The following is a 15,564-nucleotide window of genomic DNA, read 5'->3' as shown; positions in this document are numbered from 1 at the left end:
TGGGGGGTGGGGGTGGGCGGGTGGATCGGGCGGAGTGCGTGCCTCCTTCCTCGGGCGGCACCCGTCGACCCGGCCGGCGCGGGCCGGGGCGGGGCGGTGGGCGGTGGAGGCGCGACGTGACCGTCCACGGGCCGGTCCGGGACGGGATCGGCGGGCGGGGGGCGTCGCGTCGGTGTGCGTCGGACGGATCGCAGAAGGCGACGTCACGACCGGAAGCAATGAATTCTGCCGATGTTATATGCCCCCGATGGTGGTGCCGTCAAGAAACAATTCCGTCGTCAATTGATCGAGGTTTTTGACTTTTTTGCCATGGTGAAGACGCAGCTCGCGGACGTCTTGACCCCGAACCGTACTCGGCGGTAACTTGTGCCATCCCTGCCGTCGACAGCTCGCCACGACACCATTCGATCAAGGGAGTCGGTCATGTCGTCCGTCGATATCGCGCATGCCTCCACAACCGTCCCCGAAGAAGGCGCGGTCCGCTGGCGCCGGTTCTTTCCGATGCTTCTCGGCACCGGTGTGCTCAGTGCCGCCATGGTGCTGCTCACCGCTCAGGGTGTCCTGGCGGCGCAGTTCTCCATCTCCGGCCTGCCCTTCACGGTGACCGCCGACCGGCTCGACGGCACCGGCTTCGAGCAGTTCGCCGCGCTGGACCACATGGTCGAGGGCAGCCCCAACGAGGGAGACACCGGGGGACAGGTCGTGGTGATCGTCTCGGCCATCGACCGGGCCGAGCTGACCAACCTCTGCCAGAGCGTCAACATGGGCGGGATGGTCCTCAAGATCACCGCTGGGAACGCCGGCAAGCCGGTCAAGGCCCGCACCCTGGTCGTCGACTCGGACAGCATCGCCGGTGACGCCGACTTCTCCAACATCGACATCGGACAGGACGCCAGCACCCTCGACAAGGTGCCGGGGGTCAAGGGCGGCATCGGGGTCTTCGCCCAGCAGGCCGACACGGTCGTCATCGAGGATCTCCGGCAGAACAACTGGGCCACCACGGCCGCCGCCTTCACCCTGCCCCATCTGCGGATGAGCTTCGCGTCGGAGGGTTGCTGACGATGGCCGGTGCGGTCCCCGGGCCCGCCGCGACGTCCCGCCGGAGCCGGCCGGGCCGGTTCCGGCGCTGGCGTCGGACCCGTCCGTTCTGGGGCGCGTTCCTGGTGATTCTCGGCGGGGCCGAGATCCTCGCCTCGGTGCGCGCGCCCCTGCCGGTCATCCTGCACATCGGACTCCAGGGGATGGCCGGCTACCTCGTTCCCCTGCTGCTGTTGACCTGTGGCGTGCTCCTGCTCGTCACGCCCGCCCAGCGGGCCTTCTACGCCATCGTCTCGATCATCCTGGCCCTGGCCTCCTGGCTGACCTCGAACCTCGGTGGCTTCCTGGTCGGCATGCTGCTCGCCCTGGTCGGCGGCTGTCTCGCGTTGGCCTGGACACCGCGACGCCACCTTCCGGCCGGGGCCGCCCTGCCCGCCGTCACGACCGACACCGTGGTCCCCGCCGGGTCCGAGGCGTCGCCGGACGCGGAGCGCGCCCGCTGAGCGCCGTGCGTTCCCCGCTCAGGGCCCGATGGTCCGGGTCACCGGCAGCCCGCCCGCCGACAGGCGCCGGGCGGCGCGGCGCAGCCGGTCGGACAGGTCGGGGGCGGCCGGGTCGAACAGCAGGCCGGCCACGTTGCCGGTGTGCGCGACCTGGACGCCGGCCGCGCCGGTCCGTGCCGCGACCCGTTCCAGGAACGGCAACTCCGGCTTGGGGAGCAGGGACTGGTTGCGGCGGGCGCTCTCGCTGCTGACCCGGCCCAGTAGCCCGACGTCGGCGGTGGCGACCGCCTGCCGCACCGCGGCCCGGAGTTCCTCGTACGCCGGCACCTCCCGGGCGGACGGCGCGGGCAGGGTCAGGGTGTCCACCGGGCGGCCCGCGTTGGTGGTGCAGGAGAGGACGACGGCGGCGGGCAGGGGGCGGCCGAAGTCCTCCAGCACCCGGGCCTCCCGGGAGGCGAACAGGGCCGCGCTGCCGTCCAGCATCAGCGGGTCGGAGGCCCGTTCGGCCCGGACGGCGATCCGGGCCACCGTCTCCGCCGGCAGCCGGAGACCGAAGCTGGCCGCCACCGCGCGCACCGCGGCGATGACGTCGCTGGTGGAGGAGCCCATCCCGATCCCGACCGGAACCTGGCTGTGCAGGTCGAGTCGTCCACCGCAGGCACGTTCCCCGGTCAGCCGCGCGCACTCGGCCACGGCCAGGACGGCGGCACGCCGGGCCTTGTGCCGGTCGGCGGGACGGACCGTCAGGTGGCCGGCGGGGCTTCCCGGCCGCCGGACGAAGGCGGCGGTGGTGCCGGTACCGGGAACGGGGAGGGTGACGAGGCCTCGGCACGGGTGCCCGTCGGCGTCGAGGAAGACGCCCTGGAGGATCTCGCCGTGGTGGCACGGGGCGTGCCCGACCCCGACCTGCCGCCGCTCGACGACCTGCTGCGCCGGATCGGCCGGCAGTGGGGCGGGCTCGTGGGCGACGTCGGGCTCGTCGCGGACGACCTGACCGAGCGTGGGCGGGGTACGGGTCACGACTGTGAGTCTGACGCCTGCCGGGTCACCGCTGAACGGGCCGTCACCACGAGCCGATCGGCACTCGACGTCACCGCCCTGACCAGGGCAAAGTCCGACTTGCCGCAATAGGCCGTTTGGCTGGTTACTTGTCGTACTGATACCGGTAGCGTGCGTTTCGTGGCGAAGAAACCATCAGCTCCCCCTATGGTGTTGGTCGACGCGGTCCGTGCGGTCGGTTCCGCCCTGAGTGGCACGTCGCGCCGTCTCGCGCCGCCCCCCGCGAGCCTGCTCGACGCCGCGTCCGGCTTCTGGCGTACGCACGCGCTCGGCGCGGTGGCCCGGCTGGGCGTGGCCGACCAGCTCACCGACGGTCCCCGGGATGTGGTGGCGCTCGCCGCCGCCACCGACGCCGACGAGGACAGCCTGTTCCGGGTGCTGCGGGCGCTGGCCGCAGACGGCATCTTCCGCCGGACCGGGCCCCGCACCTTCGCGTTGAACACGCTCGCCGAACCGCTGCGCAGCGACCATCCGCGTTCGGTCCGGCACACGTTGATCCAGATCAGCTCCGGCTGGAACCAGCGGATCTGGTCCGACCTGACCGCCACGGTCACCGAGGGAAGCCCGGCGTTCCCCCGGCAGTACGGCGGCTTTCTCTGGGACTACTTCGCCGAGCACCCCGACGAGGGGGAGCACTTCCACCGCTCGATGCGGGAACTGAGCCGGCTCGACATGCCGCAGATCCTGGCCGCGCACGACTTCGGTCGGTACGAACGGATCGCCGACGTCGGCGGCGGGTCGGGGCAGTTGCTGGCCGGCGTCCTGAGCGCGCATCCGCACCTGCGCGGGGTGCTCTACGACCTGCCGGCCGCCACCGCCGACGCGCCGGCGGTGCTCGGCGCGGCCGGAATCACCGACCGGGTGGAGGTGGTCAACGGCAGCTTCTACGACCACGTGCCGCCCGGCTGCGACGCCTACCTGATGCGCAACATCGTGCACGGGCTCACCGACGAGCAGGCCCGGCCCGTCCTCGACCGGCTGCGGCCGGCGTTCACCCCGCGTACCCGGCTGCTGGTGCTGGACTGCCTGGTGCCCGAGGGGTCCGGGGGCAACCACCCCGGCTTCCTCGACCTGCAGATGATGGTCGGCAGCGGTGGCCGGGAACGCAGCGCCTCGGAGATGGCGGCGCTGTTCGCCGCGAACGGGTTCCACCTGGTCGACGTGCGGCGCACCCCCGGGCCGACCGCGATCTTCGTCGGCCGCCTCGCCGAACAGTCCCGCTGACCCACCCGCGTCCCTGCCCGCGCGGGGGCGGTCCCATCACCGTGGATCCTCAGTCGGTGAGCAGTTCCCGCATCCGGGCGGCGAGGGTGACGGCGGCGTCGATCTCGACCTTGCGGATCGACACGCTCTCCACGTGGAAGCCGAACGGCACCCCGAGCCGTCGGCAGAAGCCGGCCAGTTCGCGGGCATTGGCCAGGCACTGTTCGTACGACTCGGTGAGCGGGTCCTCGGCGTGCCGCAACGCGTTCTCCAGCCACCAGGGAACAGCGACGCCCAGCCACTTCAGGAACGACAGGGTCTTCAACGAGCCGCAGACCGACAGGGTGAACACGATCGGCTGGGGCGCGACGTCCCGTTCCCGGCAGGCGTAGTGGTAGTCCGAGACCAGGCTCTTGGTCGCGTCGACGTCGTAGATCACCTGCGAGACGAAGAAGGCACAGCCCTGCTCCTGCTTGGCCAGCATCCGTAGGTGCTCGTCCCGTCCCCGGGTGTGCCGCTCAGGGATGACGACCCCACCCACGGTCAGGTCGGGCCGGACCTCCCGCCGCAGGGCGTGGGCCCGGGGCAGCGGTGTGTGCACCTCCTTGGTGCTGGAGGACGCGCCGACGAGGACGGCCGCCACCCGGTCCGGATCCGTCGACTCCAGCCAGTCGCGCAGCTCCGGCTCCGGATACTTGCCGACGCAGCGGTAGACGATCGTGGGCAGGTGCCAGTCGCCCAGGTGGCTGGCGTGGAAGACGGCCGGGTCCATCGTCGGCAGGTAGGGGAACGGGCGCTCGTCCGGGTTGCGGTCGCTCTCGTCGTCGATGTCGTAGAGCAGCAGCGCGTCCACATCCAGCGGCGCCAGCCGGGCCAGCGTGACCCGGGCGATCTCCGCGACCTGCTCGGGGGTGGCGCTGCGCCGGGGTGGCGTGAGCCCGAACAGCAACAGGGGACGCTGCCGGGCGGTGGCGAGGACGTCGGGCACCGTGCCTCCGGACGGTGCGGCGGAAGGCTGAGGGGCGAGGCGGTCCGCGCGATCCGACATGCCCGCCACAGTAGCCGAGCCACTACCCGGTACCACTGGGCGGCTGCACCCGTCTCGGGATCGCTGCCGGCAGGCCAACCCTCGGCGAGAGCGGCCCGCCGACGGGAGCGGCGGCGGTGGCGGGACCTCACCTGCCGGAGACTGTGGAGCTGCCCCGGATGTGCGCCCACGTCGACCACCTGCGCGCGTCCCCGGCGGTCGGAGGAGCGCGCTCACGGCGCAGGGCGGCAAAACCGGTGGGGCGGGGCACCGTTCTTTGGCGACAATGCGAACGTGGATCATCGCGACGTGGTACGGCTGAGCAAGCGGATGTCACTGGCCCTGCGGCACGAGCCCGGACGCTTCGGCCTCACGCCGGACCGGGGCGGGTGGGTGCCGGTCGCCGACCTCCTCGGCGGGCTGCGGATGACCCGGGCCGAACTCGACACGGTGGTGGCGGGCAACGACAAGCAGCGCTTCGCCGTCGACCTCGGCCCGGACGGGGTCGAGCGGATCCGGGCCAGCCAGGGACACTCCATCCCGGTCGACCTCGGGCTCGTCCCGCAGACGCCCCCCGGCCACCTCTACCACGGCACGGGGCGGGAGGCGGCGGAGTCCATCATGGCCACCGGGCTGCACCGGGGCGGCCGGCACCACGTGCACCTGTCGTCCGACGTCGAGACCGCCCGCCGGGTCGGTAGCCGTCGGGGCGGACCGGTGGTGGTGCTCACGGTGGACGCCGCGGCGATGGTCCGCGACGGGTACCTCTTCTATCGCAGCGCCAACGGCGTCTGGCTGACCGACGCGGTGCCGGTGGACTACCTGACCGGCTGAGCGGACACCGGTTGCGACACCCGGGACCGCCCGCGCCCACGGCCCGGGGGAGTCCGGTACGCGGTGCCCGTTCAGGCGGAGGCGACCGCCGGATCCGGCGCGAGCAGCAGGGAGTCCAGCGCGTGCCGTTGACGCGGCGTCCGTTCCCGCTCGGCGAGCGGGGCGGGCAGCCGATCCGGCGCGTCCACCCGTCCCAGGGCGACCACGACGACCGGGGTGAGCGCCGGGTCGAGCCCGAAGGCGTCCCGTACCGCCGCGGCGTCGAAGCCGCCCATCTGGTGCATGGCCAGACCGTGGGCCTGGGCCTGCACGGCCAGGTGCGCGACGGCCTGACCGGTGTCGTAGAGCGCGTACGGCCGGGGCCGACCGGCCTCGTCGACCGTGTGGGCGGCCACCAGCAGCAGTGCGCTCGCCGCGCCGGCCCAGGCCTGGTTACCCGGGTTCAGGGCGGCGTGCAGCCGGGTGAAGTCGTCGCCGCCCCGCCGGGTGACGAGGAACCGCCAGGGCTGGCTGTTGTTCGCCGACGGTGCCCAGCGCGCCGCCTCCAGGAGGGGGTGCAGTTCGGCGTCGGCGAGCTGGTGGAACGGGTCGAAGCTGCGAGGGCTCCACCGCTCGGCGAGCAGTGGGTGCAGCGGCGCGGAGGTGTCGGCCCGCTTGGGGTGGGTCACGGTGCGTTTCCTTGCTGTCGACGGGCCCCGACCCGGCCGGCGAGAGGCCGGCCGGGTCGGGGGCGTGGGTCGGGCCGGGGTCAGGCGGCGATGGTGGCGTGCATCTCCCAGACCAGGATCTCGGCGGGTTCGGTGGCGGTGACCCGGTGTCCACCGCCGGCCGTGAAGCGTACGGCGTCACCGGTGCCCAGCCGGCCGGAGCCCTCCAGCTCCACCGCGCCCCGGGCCACGAACAGGTGCAGGAAGGGCGCGTCGGGCAGTGGCACGCTGCCACCGGGCTCCAGCCGGGCCGCGTGGAGGGCGGCGTACCGGTTGCGGATCCGGATGGCGGCTTCCCCGTCGTGCCGCTCCATCCCGGACGCGACCGGGACCAGGCCGCCGCCGAGCAGTTCACCGTCGATCTCGAGCTGCTCGTAACCGGGGGTCAGGCCGGTCTCGTCGGGCACCACCCACATCTGGACGAAGTGCACCGGCTCGGTGTGCCGTTCGCCCTGGAGACGCCAGGAGTCGTTCTTCTCCGAGTGCAGGATGCCGCGACCGGCGGTCATCCGCTGGGCCAGCCCCGGGTAGATCACCCCGGAGTGGCCGGTGGAGTCCTGGTGGACCAGGGAGCCGCGCAGCACCCAGGTGACGATCTCCATGTCCCGGTGCGGGTGGGTGTCGAAGCCGGTGCCCGGCGTGACGATGTCGTCGTTGTTGACCAGGAGCAGCCCGTGGTGGGTGTTCGCCGGGTCGCGGTGGTGGCCGAACGAGAACGAGTGCTTCGAGTCGAGCCAGCCGGCTTCGGTGACGAACCGCTCCTCGGCCCGGCGGATGTCGACGCGGGGGGTCAGCAGGGTGCTCACGGGAGGTCCTCTCCACTGGGAGTCGGTCGGTGGGGAAGCGGAGGGCGCACCGCCGGTGCGGCACGCCCCACGGCTCAGGACTGCTTGATCGCGGAGACCTCGAACTCGAGGACGATCTTCTCGCTGACCAGGACACCGCCGGTCTCCAGGGCGGCGTTCCAGGTCACCCCGTAGTCGCGACGGTTGATGCTCACCGAGCCCTCGAAGCCGACCCGCAGGTTGCCGAACGGGTCGGTGGCCGCGCCCTCGTAGGTGAAGGGAACGGTCACCGGGTGGGTGACACCCCGGACGGTGAGGTCGCCGGTCAGGTCGAAGGTGTCCGGGCCGGTCTGCCGGAACGCGGTGGAGACGAAAGTGATCTCCGGGTGGGTCTCCATGGCGAGGAAGTCGTTGCTGCGCAGGTGCTCGTCGCGCTGCGCGTTACGGGTGTCGATGCTGTTCGCCTGGATGGTGACGGTCACCTCGGTGGCGCTCGGGTCGTCGCCGTCGAAGACCACCCGGCCCTCGAAGTCGTTGAACGAACCCCGGACCTTGGTCACCATCGCGTGGCGGGCGACGAAGCCGATGCGGCTGTGGCTCGGGTCGATCGCGTAGACGCCGGTGAGCTGGGCGAGCGCGGCGGTCGGAGCGGTCATGGCGTCCTCCTGGGGAGCTTGATGATGTGTCATTTACGTCTGCCTCAACCTACATGACCCATCATCCATTCCCTTCATGATGTGTCATCGATCACTGGTAGGGTGGAGTCATGACCCGATGGCTCGACGACGACGAACAGCGCGCCTGGCGGGCCTACCTGCAGATGCAGAACCGACTCACCGCCCGCCTGGGACGGCAGTTGCAGCAGGACTCCGGCCTCTCCCTCGCCGACTACGACGTTCTCGTGGCGCTCACCGACGCGGACGAGGGGCGGCTGCGTCCCTTCGCGCTCCAACGGCAGCTGGAGTGGGAGCAGAGTCGCCTCTCCCACCACCTCAGCCGTATGCAGCGCCGGGGCCTTGTCGACCGCGAGGGCTGCCCCGGCGACCGGCGAGGTGCGTTCGTGGTGCTCACCCCCGCCGGGCGGGAGGCCATCGAGGCCGCCGCCCCCGGTCACGTCGCGACCGTCCGGAAGTTCTTCCTCGACCAGCTCGACCGGGACGAGGTGGCCACCCTGGAGCGCTTCGCCACCCGGGTGCTGCACCGGCTGGACGCCGACGAGCAGGGCTGACCCGCCGGGACGGGCCGGGGCCCGCCGGTCGGACCGCTAGCCGGTGATCCGGTGGGTGAGCGCGGTGTGCCGGCGGCCGGTGCCCGCGGTCCGTACGGCGATCGCCAGGGCCCGGCGGGAGCCGGCCAGCACGACCAGCTTCCGCGCGCGGGTGACGGCGGTGTAGAGCAGGTTGCGCTGCAACATCATGTACGACCCCATGGTCACCGGGACCACGACGGCCGGGTACTCGCTGCCCTGCGAGCGGTGCACGGTGATCGCGTACGCGTGCTGCAACTCGTCCAGCTCGTGGAAGTCGTACCCGACGTCCTCGTCCTCGTCGGTGCGGACGGTCAGCGTCTGGTCGTCCACGTCGATCGCGGTGACCATCCCGACCGTGCCGTTGAAGACGCCGGCCGCCCCCTTCTCGTAGTTGTTGCGGATCTGGATGACCTTGTCGCCGACCCGGAACACCCGGGACCCGTGCCGTCGCTCCGGTGCGCCCTCGCGGTGCGGCGCGAGCGCCTGTTGCAGCAGGGCGTTCAGGTTGCCCGCGCCGGCCGGACCCCGGTGCATCGGGGTGAGCACCTGGATGTCGCGGGAGTGCAGGCCGAACCGACGGGGGATGCGTCGGGCCACGATCTCCACCACCTGCTCGGCGGTGACCTCCGGCTCGTCGCTGGGGAAGAGGAAGAAGTCCGCGTACCCCTCGAACACCGGGGCCTGGCCCGCGTTGATCCGGTGCGCGTTGACCACCACGCCGGACTCCTGCGCCTGACGGAAGATCCGGGTCAGCCGGACCCGGGGGACGGAGTCCGCCGCCAGGACGTCCCGCAGCACCTCGCCCGCGCCGACCGAGGGCAACTGGTCGACGTCGCCCACCAGCAGCAGGTGCGCCCCCGGCGGCACCGCCTTGACCAGCTTGTTGGCCAGGATCAGGTCGAGCATGGACGCCTCGTCGACCACCACCAGGTCGGCGTCGAGCGGGTTGTCCCGGTCGTGGGCGGCGTCCCCGCCCGGCCGGAGCTGGAGCAGCCGGTGCACCGTCGTCGCCGGCTGCCCGGTCAGCTCGGTCAGCCGCTTCGCGGCCCGGCCGGTCGGCGCGGCCAGGACGATCTTCGCCTGCTTCGCGGTGGCCAGTTCGATCACCGACCGGACGGTGAACGACTTGCCGCAGCCCGGTCCGCCGGTGAGCACGGCGACCTTCGAGGTGAGCGCCAGCCGCACCGCCTGCTCCTGCTCCGGGGCGAGTTCCGCGCCGGTCCGGGCGCGCAGCCAGGCCAGCGCCCGGCCCCAGTCCACGCCCGCGAAGGCCGGCATCCGGTCGACGGGCTCGCGCAGCAGCCGGAGCAGGCTCGCCGCGAGCGCCGACTCGGCCCGGTGGAAGGGGACCAGGTACACCGCCGGGATGGTGCCGCCGTCGCCGCTCGGGTTCGGCACCGCCTCCCGGACCACCCCCTCCTCGGCCGCGAGCGCGGTCAGAGCCTCACCGACCAGGGGCGCCGGCACGCCCAGGATCCCGGCGGCGTCGGCGAGCAGGTTCGGCTCCGGGAGGTAGCAGTGCCCGTTGTCGGCGGCCTCGGAGAGGGTGTACCGGATGCCGGCCTGCACCCGCTGCGGGCTGTCGTGCGGGATGCCCACCGCCTGGGCGATGCTGTCGGCGGTCTTGAAGCCGATGCCCCACACGTCGGCGGCCAGCCGGTACGGCTCGTTGCGCACCACCGAGATCGCGTTGTCGGCGTACTCCTTGTAGATCCGCACGGCGTGCGAGGTGGAGACGCCGACGCCCTGGAGGAAGACCATCACCTCCTTGATGGCCTTCTGTTCCTGCCAGGCGGTGCCGATCGCCGCGGTGCGCTTGCGGCCGAGGCCGTGCACCTCGATCAGCCGGCCCGGCTCGTTCTCGATGACGTCCAGGGTCTGCGCGCCGAACGCGGCGACGATCCGGGCGGCCATCTTCGGCCCGATCCCCTTGATCAGGCCCGAGCCGAGGTACCGCTCGATGCCCTGCACCGTGGCGGGCAGCACGCTGGTGCAGCTGTGCACCTCGAACTGGCGGCCGTACTTCGGGTGCGAACCCCAGCGGCCGACCATCCGCAGCCGCTCCCCGGGTTGCACGCCGGGCAGGGCTCCGATCACGGTGAGCAGGTCGGTGCCGGAGCGGTCGGTGGCGACCCGGGCGATCGTGTAGCCGGTCTCCTCGTTGACGTAGGTGATCCGCTCCAGCACCGCCTCCAGCGTCGCGCCCCGCACGGGTGCGGCGGCCGGGGTGGGCGGTACGGCGGTCATCGCAGACGATGATGGCAGACCCGTCCGACACCGCGGCGGTGTGGGAGCGCGTGGTGCCCGGCCGGGATCAGCCGCCCGGGCAGCGCGTGTCGCCGCCACTGTGTTCCTGGCAGCCACCGGGCCCGGAGGGAACCGGCGGCGGCGGGACCAGGTCCCGGGCGGCGGCCGCCCCGAACGGCATCCCGAACGCGCCGAGGAGGAGCGCCAGGGCCAGGTAGACCGCGCCCGTACGCACCAACCGCCCGGCGAACGCGACGACGGCGATCACGACCGGACCACCGGCGGCCGTCAGGTAGAGCGCCAGCAGCACCCGGCTGCCTCGTCGGCCGGCCGCCGCCGGGTCCGCGCCGCCGCTGCCGTGCTGGTCGGCCCAGCCCTGCAGGCCGATGGCGAAGGTCCAACCCAGCAGCACCAGCGCCGCGAGCAACCAGAGCACGGTCAGCAGTGCCACGGCGCCGGCCCGTCGGCGGGTCGGGGGCGAGGGTTCCATCCGGCCAGTTCACCCGACGCCGACCGGTGGCGCGTGAGTACGCGGGCTCAGCGTCGCCGGCCGTCCGGGTGGGTGCGGAAGCTCACGCCACCCGGGCGGTCGCGCCGGCGGGGGCGGGCGGCACGGCGTCCGGGTGCAGGATCGCGGCGATCGCCTCGACGCCGTCCACCAGCCGGGGCCCGGGGCGCACCACGAGGGCGTCGGCGTCCACGGCCCACACCGCCGTGCCGGGGAACCGGGCGGCGACCTGCTCCGCCTGTCCGGTCGCGCCGGCCAGGTCGAAGCCGCACGGCGTGACCAGCACGACCTCCGGCGCGGCGTCGGTCAGCGCCGACCAGGTCGTCGGCGCCGAGCGGGCGCCCGGGTGGGCGGCCACCGGCGTGCCCCCGGCGGCGGAGACCAGGTCCGGAATCCAGTGCCCGGCGGCGAAGGGCGGGTCGGCCCACTCCACCACCGCGACCCGGGGCCGGTGCTGTCCGGCGACCGCCGCCGCGACCGCCGCGAGCCGGTCGCGCAGCGCGGCCACCAGGGCTTCCGCCCGTTCGGGTACGCCCGCGCGTCGCCCCACCGCGAGGATCGTGCCGAGCACCTCGTCCAGGGTGTACGGGTCCAGCGACAGCACGTCGGCGCGGCAGCCCAGATGCTCCAGCGCCTCGGTGAGCTGCCCCGCCGGGAGCGCGCAGACCCGGCACAGATCCTGGGTGAGGAGGAGTTCCGGGTCCAGCCCGGCCAGCGCGTCGGCGTGCAGGGTGTACAGGTCCGCCCCGGCGGCCCGCTGCGACCGGACGTACGCGTCGATCTCGCCCGGGCTCATCCCCCGGGTGTCCCGGCCGCCCACCACCACGAGCTTGTCGGCCCGGTCGGCCGGGGGGACGTCGCACTCGAAGGTCACCCCGACCAGGTCGTCGCCGAGGCCGAGCGCGTAGACGATGTCGGTGGCCGACGGGAGCAGGGAGACCAGGCGCATGACCGTCATCATGCCGGGTGCCGGCCGCCGCCTCCAGACCCGTCATGTCCTCCGGTGGTGCGCCTCAACCGGGGAGGTGCGCGTTCCCGCCGGTCAGGCGGATCGTGAACCCGTCCGGACTCCGGTGCATCGCCACGTGGTTGCAGGACTGGTGGGTGATCCAGAGGCCGAGGCCACCGGTCGCGCCGTCGCCCGTGGGCAGCAGACCGGCGTACGGGTCCTTCGGACCCTCGCCGCCGTCGTGGACGCTGACCACGATGCGGTCCGGCCCGCTCCAGAGCCGCAGTGTCACCGGCTCCCGTCCATGGCGCAGCGCGTTGGTCACCGTCTCGCTCACCGCCACGACCAGGCTTTCGACGTCGTCGGTCGGCAGGTGGCCACGGTCGGCGTCGTACACCGCCGCGCGGGCCCGCGCCGGCGTCGGGCCGGTCAGCTCCATCTGCGGCGGGGCGTACTGGATCGGGTCGGGCCGCAGCGGTCGGGGCTCGGTGAGGTAGACCAGCGGATCGGTGTACGTCTCGCTCGTCAGGTGCCGGCCGTCGGGCAGCGCGACCCGGGGGTGGGTCCGTAGCACGTCGGACAGCACCCGCGCGGGCGCGACCCGGCGGTCGTAGGCGCACATGCTCCACAGCGGGAAGTCGTCGTAGGCGTGGTTGATCGCCGACTCGTACCGGGCCCACCAGTCCCAGGTGCAGCCGAGGCCGGCGGCGGGCACCTCGCCGACGATCCGGATCTGCCCGGCCCCGGCGGCGACGTGGTCGGCCAGCATCTGCCGGTACGCGCGGATCGCCGACGCCGGACGGGCGTAGACGTCGCCGCCGTCGAGGAACCGCACTCCCGAGTCGGCCGGCAGCGCCGACCGGACCAGCGCCGCGTGGGCCTCCTCCAGGGCGACCAGGGTCGGCTCGCCCGCCTCGATCCCGCCGAGCAGGAAGGGGAGCACCACGGCGAGCAGGCCCTCGTCGGAGTCGTAGCAGACGGCCTCGTGGAAGTAGCCGACGTGACCGGCGGCGGCACCCGTCCTCACCGGACCACCTCCACGTGCAGTCCGGGAAGGTCGAGCAGTTCGGCGACCCGGGTGGCCGCGGAGCGGGAGGCACGCAGGACGGCCACCGCGCCCCGGGCGCGGGCGTGGTCCCGCAGGTGGATCAGGTTGCGGTGGTCGATGAAGCGCAGGTCGATCGCCTCCACCACCAACCGGCCGTCGGCCGGGCGCGGGTCGGCGCGGTCCAGCGCGGCGCGGAACAGCTCGTGGTTCGAGGCGTCCAGTTCGCCGGCGAGCGCCGCGCGCCCGTCGCCCGGTGTGTCGGCGTAGAGCCGGAAGAGCACGTCGTCGGCATTGGAGCCCGGGTGCAGGCAGGCCAGCTCCGCGACGGCCCCGTCGCCCAGGAGCCGCCGGTCGTAGGCACACATCGCCGACATCGGTCGGACGCGCATGTACTGGTCGATGCGGTGTTCGTACCGGGCGAAGGCGTCCCGCTGCGCCGGGGTGCGCACCAGCGCGGTGACGTCGGCGGCCACCCGCAGCCCGGTGTGACCGGCCGCCAGGGCGGCCTCCGTCGCCTCGGTGTAGGCGCGCACCTGGTCGGCGGGGTCGACGACGTGGTCGTGGTCGTAGGCCGAGCCCAACGGGATGATCCGGGCGGCTCCCCGCCGGAGGGCGTCCCGGATCAGGGGCTCCTCCCGCAACCGGTCGGCGACCGGGTCCGGCTCCGCCGTGACGTACCAGATCCGCTCTCCGAGGGCGAGGCCCGCCAGGAGGAAGGCCCGGACCCGGTCGTGCAGGGCTGCCCGGTCGTCGTACCGCCAGCACACGTGGCGGTGCGCGGCCTGCCGCGATCCGTCGTTCACCCCGGACACCCCATGGCGACAGTCTAGGCCGTTCCGGTGGGTCATCCCGTCGGGCGGATGCTGCCGGAAGCATCTCCGCCGGACCGGGACCGGGCCCGGCCGGACCGCCGATTGACCCACTAATCGACAGATGTCATTGTCTGGGCACATTCCCACCCAGGAGGCTCCATGAGAGGCAGAACGCTGACCGCGGCCGTGGCGCTCGCCGTCGCGACCGCGCTGACGGTGCCCACCACGCCGTCGGCCTCCGCGTCCGGGCCGACGCGGACGGTCGCCCCGGCTCCCCTCGCCGCCCCGGACATCGCGGTGGCCAACGTCCAGGCCCACCTGACCCAGTTCCAGACCATCGCCCAGCAGAACGGCGGCCACCGCCGGGCCGGGTCCGCCGGCTACACCGCCTCGGTCGCCTACGTCAAGGGCAAGCTCCAGGCGGCCGGCTACACCGTCACCGAGCAGGTCTGCACGAGCTGTGTGTACCGCTCCAACAACCTGATCGCCGAGTGGCCGGCCGGCCCCACCGACCAGGTGGTCATGTTCGGCGCCCACCTCGACGGGGTGTCGGCCGGTCCCGGCATCAACGACAACGCCTCCGGCTCGGCGGTCCTGCTGGAGAACGCACTGGTCCTGGCGCAGCAGCGACCGACCATGACCAAGCGGGTCCGGTTCGCCTGGTGGACCGACGAGGAGCAGGGCCTCAACGGCTCGGAGTTCTACGTCAACTCGCTCAGCGCCACCCAGCGCGGGTACATCAAGGGCTACTACAACTTCGACATGGTCGGCTCCACCAACGCCGGCTACTTCATCAACCGGATCACCTCCACCACGGCCGCGCCGCTGAAGGCGTACTGGGACTCGCTCGGGCTCCAGCCGGAGGAGAACCGCGAGGGGCAGGGCCGCTCCGACGACTACCCGTTCCAGCAGGCCGGCATCCCCACCTCCGGCTACGCCGCCGGAGCGAGCGCCCGCAAGACCAGCGCCCAGGCCGCCAAGTGGGGCGGCACGTCCGGCGCGTCGTACGACCCCTGCTACCACCGTTCCTGCGACACCACCAGCAACGTCAGCGCGACGGTGCTGAACCGCAACGCCGACGGGATCGCGTACGCGATCTGGCAGCTCGCGGTCGGCGGCGGCACGCCCGGCCCCTGCGCCGGCGGGGAGACGGTCGGCAACGGCTCGTTCGAGAACGGCACCACGCCGTGGACCGGCTCCACCGGCGTGATCACCAACGCGACCCCGCAACCGGCGCGGACCGGGGCGTACAAGGCATGGCTGAACGGGGACGGCACCACCCGGACCGAGACGCTGTCCCAGTCGGTCACCCTGCCCGTCGGCTGCACGAACTACACCCTCACCTTCCACCTGCACGTCGACACCGCCGAGACCACCGGCACCCGGGTCTACGACCGGCTCACCGTGCAGGTCGGCGGGGCCACCCTGGCCACGTACTCCAACCTGAACGCCGCCGCCGGCTACGTCGCCCGCACCTTCGACCTCGCCGCGTACGCCGGGCAGACGGTGACGCTCACCTTCACCGGCACCGAGGACGCCAACCTCCAGACCAGTTTCGTCGTCGACGACGTGACGTTGCTGGCCAGTTGAGCGGG

General features: G+C 72.9%; 16 protein-coding genes. 6 read left to right on the top strand and 10 right to left on the bottom strand.

Annotated features, from left to right (window positions below):
* The first annotated feature begins 423 nt into the window (after window positions 1-423).
* Together QSK20_RS10495 and QSK20_RS10490 are read left to right on the top strand one after the other, a co-directional pair.
* The gene (locus QSK20_RS10495; protein WP_285788401.1) at window positions 424-1,059 is read left to right on the top strand and encodes a DUF6230 family protein; all 636 of its coding nucleotides are present in this window, start codon (window positions 424-426) and stop codon (window positions 1,057-1,059) included.
* 2 nt (window positions 1,060-1,061) lie between these two features.
* The gene (locus QSK20_RS10490; protein ID WP_285788400.1) at window positions 1,062-1,541 is read left to right on the top strand and encodes a DUF6114 domain-containing protein; all 480 of its coding nucleotides are present in this window, start codon (window positions 1,062-1,064) and stop codon (window positions 1,539-1,541) included.
* An 18-nt stretch (window positions 1,542-1,559) separates the two neighbouring features.
* Here the strand turns inward: QSK20_RS10490 and QSK20_RS10485 are convergent, their stop codons facing one another.
* Entirely contained in the window at window positions 1,560-2,561 is a 1,002-nt protein-coding gene (locus QSK20_RS10485) for a GHMP family kinase ATP-binding protein (protein ID WP_285788399.1), read from the bottom strand.
* A 186-nt stretch (window positions 2,562-2,747) separates the two neighbouring features.
* Here QSK20_RS10485 and QSK20_RS10480 point away from each other — a divergent pair, with 186 nt between their 5' ends.
* On the top strand, window positions 2,748-3,824 hold the full coding sequence (locus QSK20_RS10480) for a methyltransferase (protein ID WP_285788398.1): 1,077 nt from the start codon (window positions 2,748-2,750) through the stop codon (window positions 3,822-3,824).
* A 49-nt stretch (window positions 3,825-3,873) separates the two neighbouring features.
* Here QSK20_RS10480 and QSK20_RS10475 read toward each other — a convergent pair whose 3' ends face one another.
* The gene (locus QSK20_RS10475) at window positions 3,874-4,791 is read right to left on the bottom strand and encodes a methylenetetrahydrofolate reductase (RefSeq protein WP_285788397.1); all 918 of its coding nucleotides are present in this window, start codon (window positions 4,789-4,791) and stop codon (window positions 3,874-3,876) included.
* Window positions 4,792-5,124: 333 nt separating this feature from the next.
* On the opposite strand from QSK20_RS10475, the gene QSK20_RS10470 reads away from it, so the two are divergent.
* Window positions 5,125-5,664: an RNA 2'-phosphotransferase gene (locus QSK20_RS10470; RefSeq protein ID WP_285788396.1), complete on the top strand. Its 540-nt coding sequence runs from the start codon at window positions 5,125-5,127 to the stop codon at window positions 5,662-5,664.
* Between the two features lie 71 nt (window positions 5,665-5,735).
* Here QSK20_RS10470 and QSK20_RS10465 read toward each other — a convergent pair whose 3' ends face one another.
* The 3 genes from QSK20_RS10465 to QSK20_RS10455 form a co-directional block, all read right to left on the bottom strand.
* Entirely contained in the window at window positions 5,736-6,332 is a 597-nt protein-coding gene (locus QSK20_RS10465) for a nitroreductase family protein (RefSeq protein ID WP_285788395.1), read from the bottom strand.
* Window positions 6,333-6,412: 80 nt separating this feature from the next.
* Window positions 6,413-7,177 (bottom strand): pirin family protein, encoded by a 765-nt coding sequence (locus QSK20_RS10460; RefSeq protein ID WP_285788394.1) that lies wholly within the window; start codon window positions 7,175-7,177, stop codon window positions 6,413-6,415.
* A gap of 74 nt (window positions 7,178-7,251) precedes the next feature.
* Window positions 7,252-7,812, bottom strand: a complete 561-nt coding sequence (locus QSK20_RS10455) for a YceI family protein (protein WP_285788393.1) — start codon at window positions 7,810-7,812, stop codon at window positions 7,252-7,254.
* A gap of 110 nt (window positions 7,813-7,922) precedes the next feature.
* Here QSK20_RS10455 and QSK20_RS10450 point away from each other — a divergent pair, with 110 nt between their 5' ends.
* Entirely contained in the window at window positions 7,923-8,384 is a 462-nt protein-coding gene (locus QSK20_RS10450; protein WP_285788392.1) for a MarR family winged helix-turn-helix transcriptional regulator, read from the top strand.
* A gap of 36 nt (window positions 8,385-8,420) precedes the next feature.
* Here the strand turns inward: QSK20_RS10450 and recD2 are convergent, their stop codons facing one another.
* The 5 genes from recD2 to QSK20_RS10425 form a co-directional block, all read right to left on the bottom strand.
* Entirely contained in the window at window positions 8,421-10,652 is a 2,232-nt protein-coding gene (gene recD2 / locus QSK20_RS10445; protein ID WP_285788391.1) for an SF1B family DNA helicase RecD2, read from the bottom strand.
* A 67-nt stretch (window positions 10,653-10,719) separates the two neighbouring features.
* Window positions 10,720-11,142 carry a hypothetical protein gene (locus tag QSK20_RS10440; protein WP_285788390.1) on the bottom strand — a complete coding sequence of 141 codons (423 nt, stop codon included), beginning with the start codon at window positions 11,140-11,142 and terminating at the stop codon, window positions 10,720-10,722.
* Between the two features lie 82 nt (window positions 11,143-11,224).
* Entirely contained in the window at window positions 11,225-12,109 is an 885-nt protein-coding gene (locus QSK20_RS10435) for an ABC transporter substrate-binding protein (RefSeq protein WP_285788389.1), read from the bottom strand.
* A gap of 64 nt (window positions 12,110-12,173) precedes the next feature.
* Window positions 12,174-13,136, bottom strand: a complete 963-nt coding sequence (locus QSK20_RS10430) for an anti-sigma factor RsbA family regulatory protein (RefSeq protein WP_285788388.1) — start codon at window positions 13,134-13,136, stop codon at window positions 12,174-12,176.
* Complete coding sequence (locus tag QSK20_RS10425) at window positions 13,133-13,960, bottom strand: MEDS and STAS domain-containing protein (protein ID WP_285788387.1); 828 nt, start codon at window positions 13,958-13,960, stop codon at window positions 13,133-13,135. The genes QSK20_RS10430 and QSK20_RS10425 overlap by 4 nt, the downstream gene beginning before the upstream one ends.
* 168 nt (window positions 13,961-14,128) lie before the next feature.
* Here QSK20_RS10425 and QSK20_RS10420 point away from each other — a divergent pair, with 168 nt between their 5' ends.
* On the top strand, window positions 14,129-15,559 hold the full coding sequence (locus QSK20_RS10420; RefSeq protein ID WP_285788386.1) for a M28 family peptidase: 1,431 nt from the start codon (window positions 14,129-14,131) through the stop codon (window positions 15,557-15,559).
* Window positions 15,560-15,564: the final 5 nt, after the last annotated feature.

The sequence above is a fragment of the Micromonospora sp. NBRC 101691 genome (genome assembly GCF_030269285.1).
Lineage (GTDB): Bacteria > Actinomycetota > Actinomycetes > Mycobacteriales > Micromonosporaceae > Micromonospora > Micromonospora echinospora.
Note: the sequence above shows the minus strand (reverse complement) of the source record. Positions and strands in the feature narration are given on the sequence as shown.

What these genes read in the sequence shown, in the direction of transcription:
- QSK20_RS10495 (WP_285788401.1), top strand. Translation starts at nt 424, where the DNA reads ATGTCGTCCGTCGATATCGCGCATGCCTCCACAACCGTCCCCGAAGAA.
- QSK20_RS10490 (WP_285788400.1), top strand. Translation starts at nt 1,062, where the DNA reads ATGGCCGGTGCGGTCCCCGGGCCCGCCGCGACGTCCCGCCGGAGCCGG.
- QSK20_RS10480 (WP_285788398.1), top strand. Translation starts at nt 2,748, where the DNA reads ATGGTGTTGGTCGACGCGGTCCGTGCGGTCGGTTCCGCCCTGAGTGGC.
- QSK20_RS10455 (WP_285788393.1), bottom strand. Translation starts at nt 7,812, where the DNA reads ATGACCGCTCCGACCGCCGCGCTCGCCCAGCTCACCGGCGTCTACGCG.
- QSK20_RS10450 (WP_285788392.1), top strand. Translation starts at nt 7,923, where the DNA reads ATGACCCGATGGCTCGACGACGACGAACAGCGCGCCTGGCGGGCCTAC.
- recD2 (WP_285788391.1), bottom strand. Translation starts at nt 10,652, where the DNA reads ATGACCGCCGTACCGCCCACCCCGGCCGCCGCACCCGTGCGGGGCGCG.
- QSK20_RS10440 (WP_285788390.1), bottom strand. Translation starts at nt 11,142, where the DNA reads ATGGAACCCTCGCCCCCGACCCGCCGACGGGCCGGCGCCGTGGCACTG.
- QSK20_RS10435 (WP_285788389.1), bottom strand. Translation starts at nt 12,109, where the DNA reads ATGCGCCTGGTCTCCCTGCTCCCGTCGGCCACCGACATCGTCTACGCG.
- QSK20_RS10420 (WP_285788386.1), top strand. Translation starts at nt 14,129, where the DNA reads ATGAGAGGCAGAACGCTGACCGCGGCCGTGGCGCTCGCCGTCGCGACC.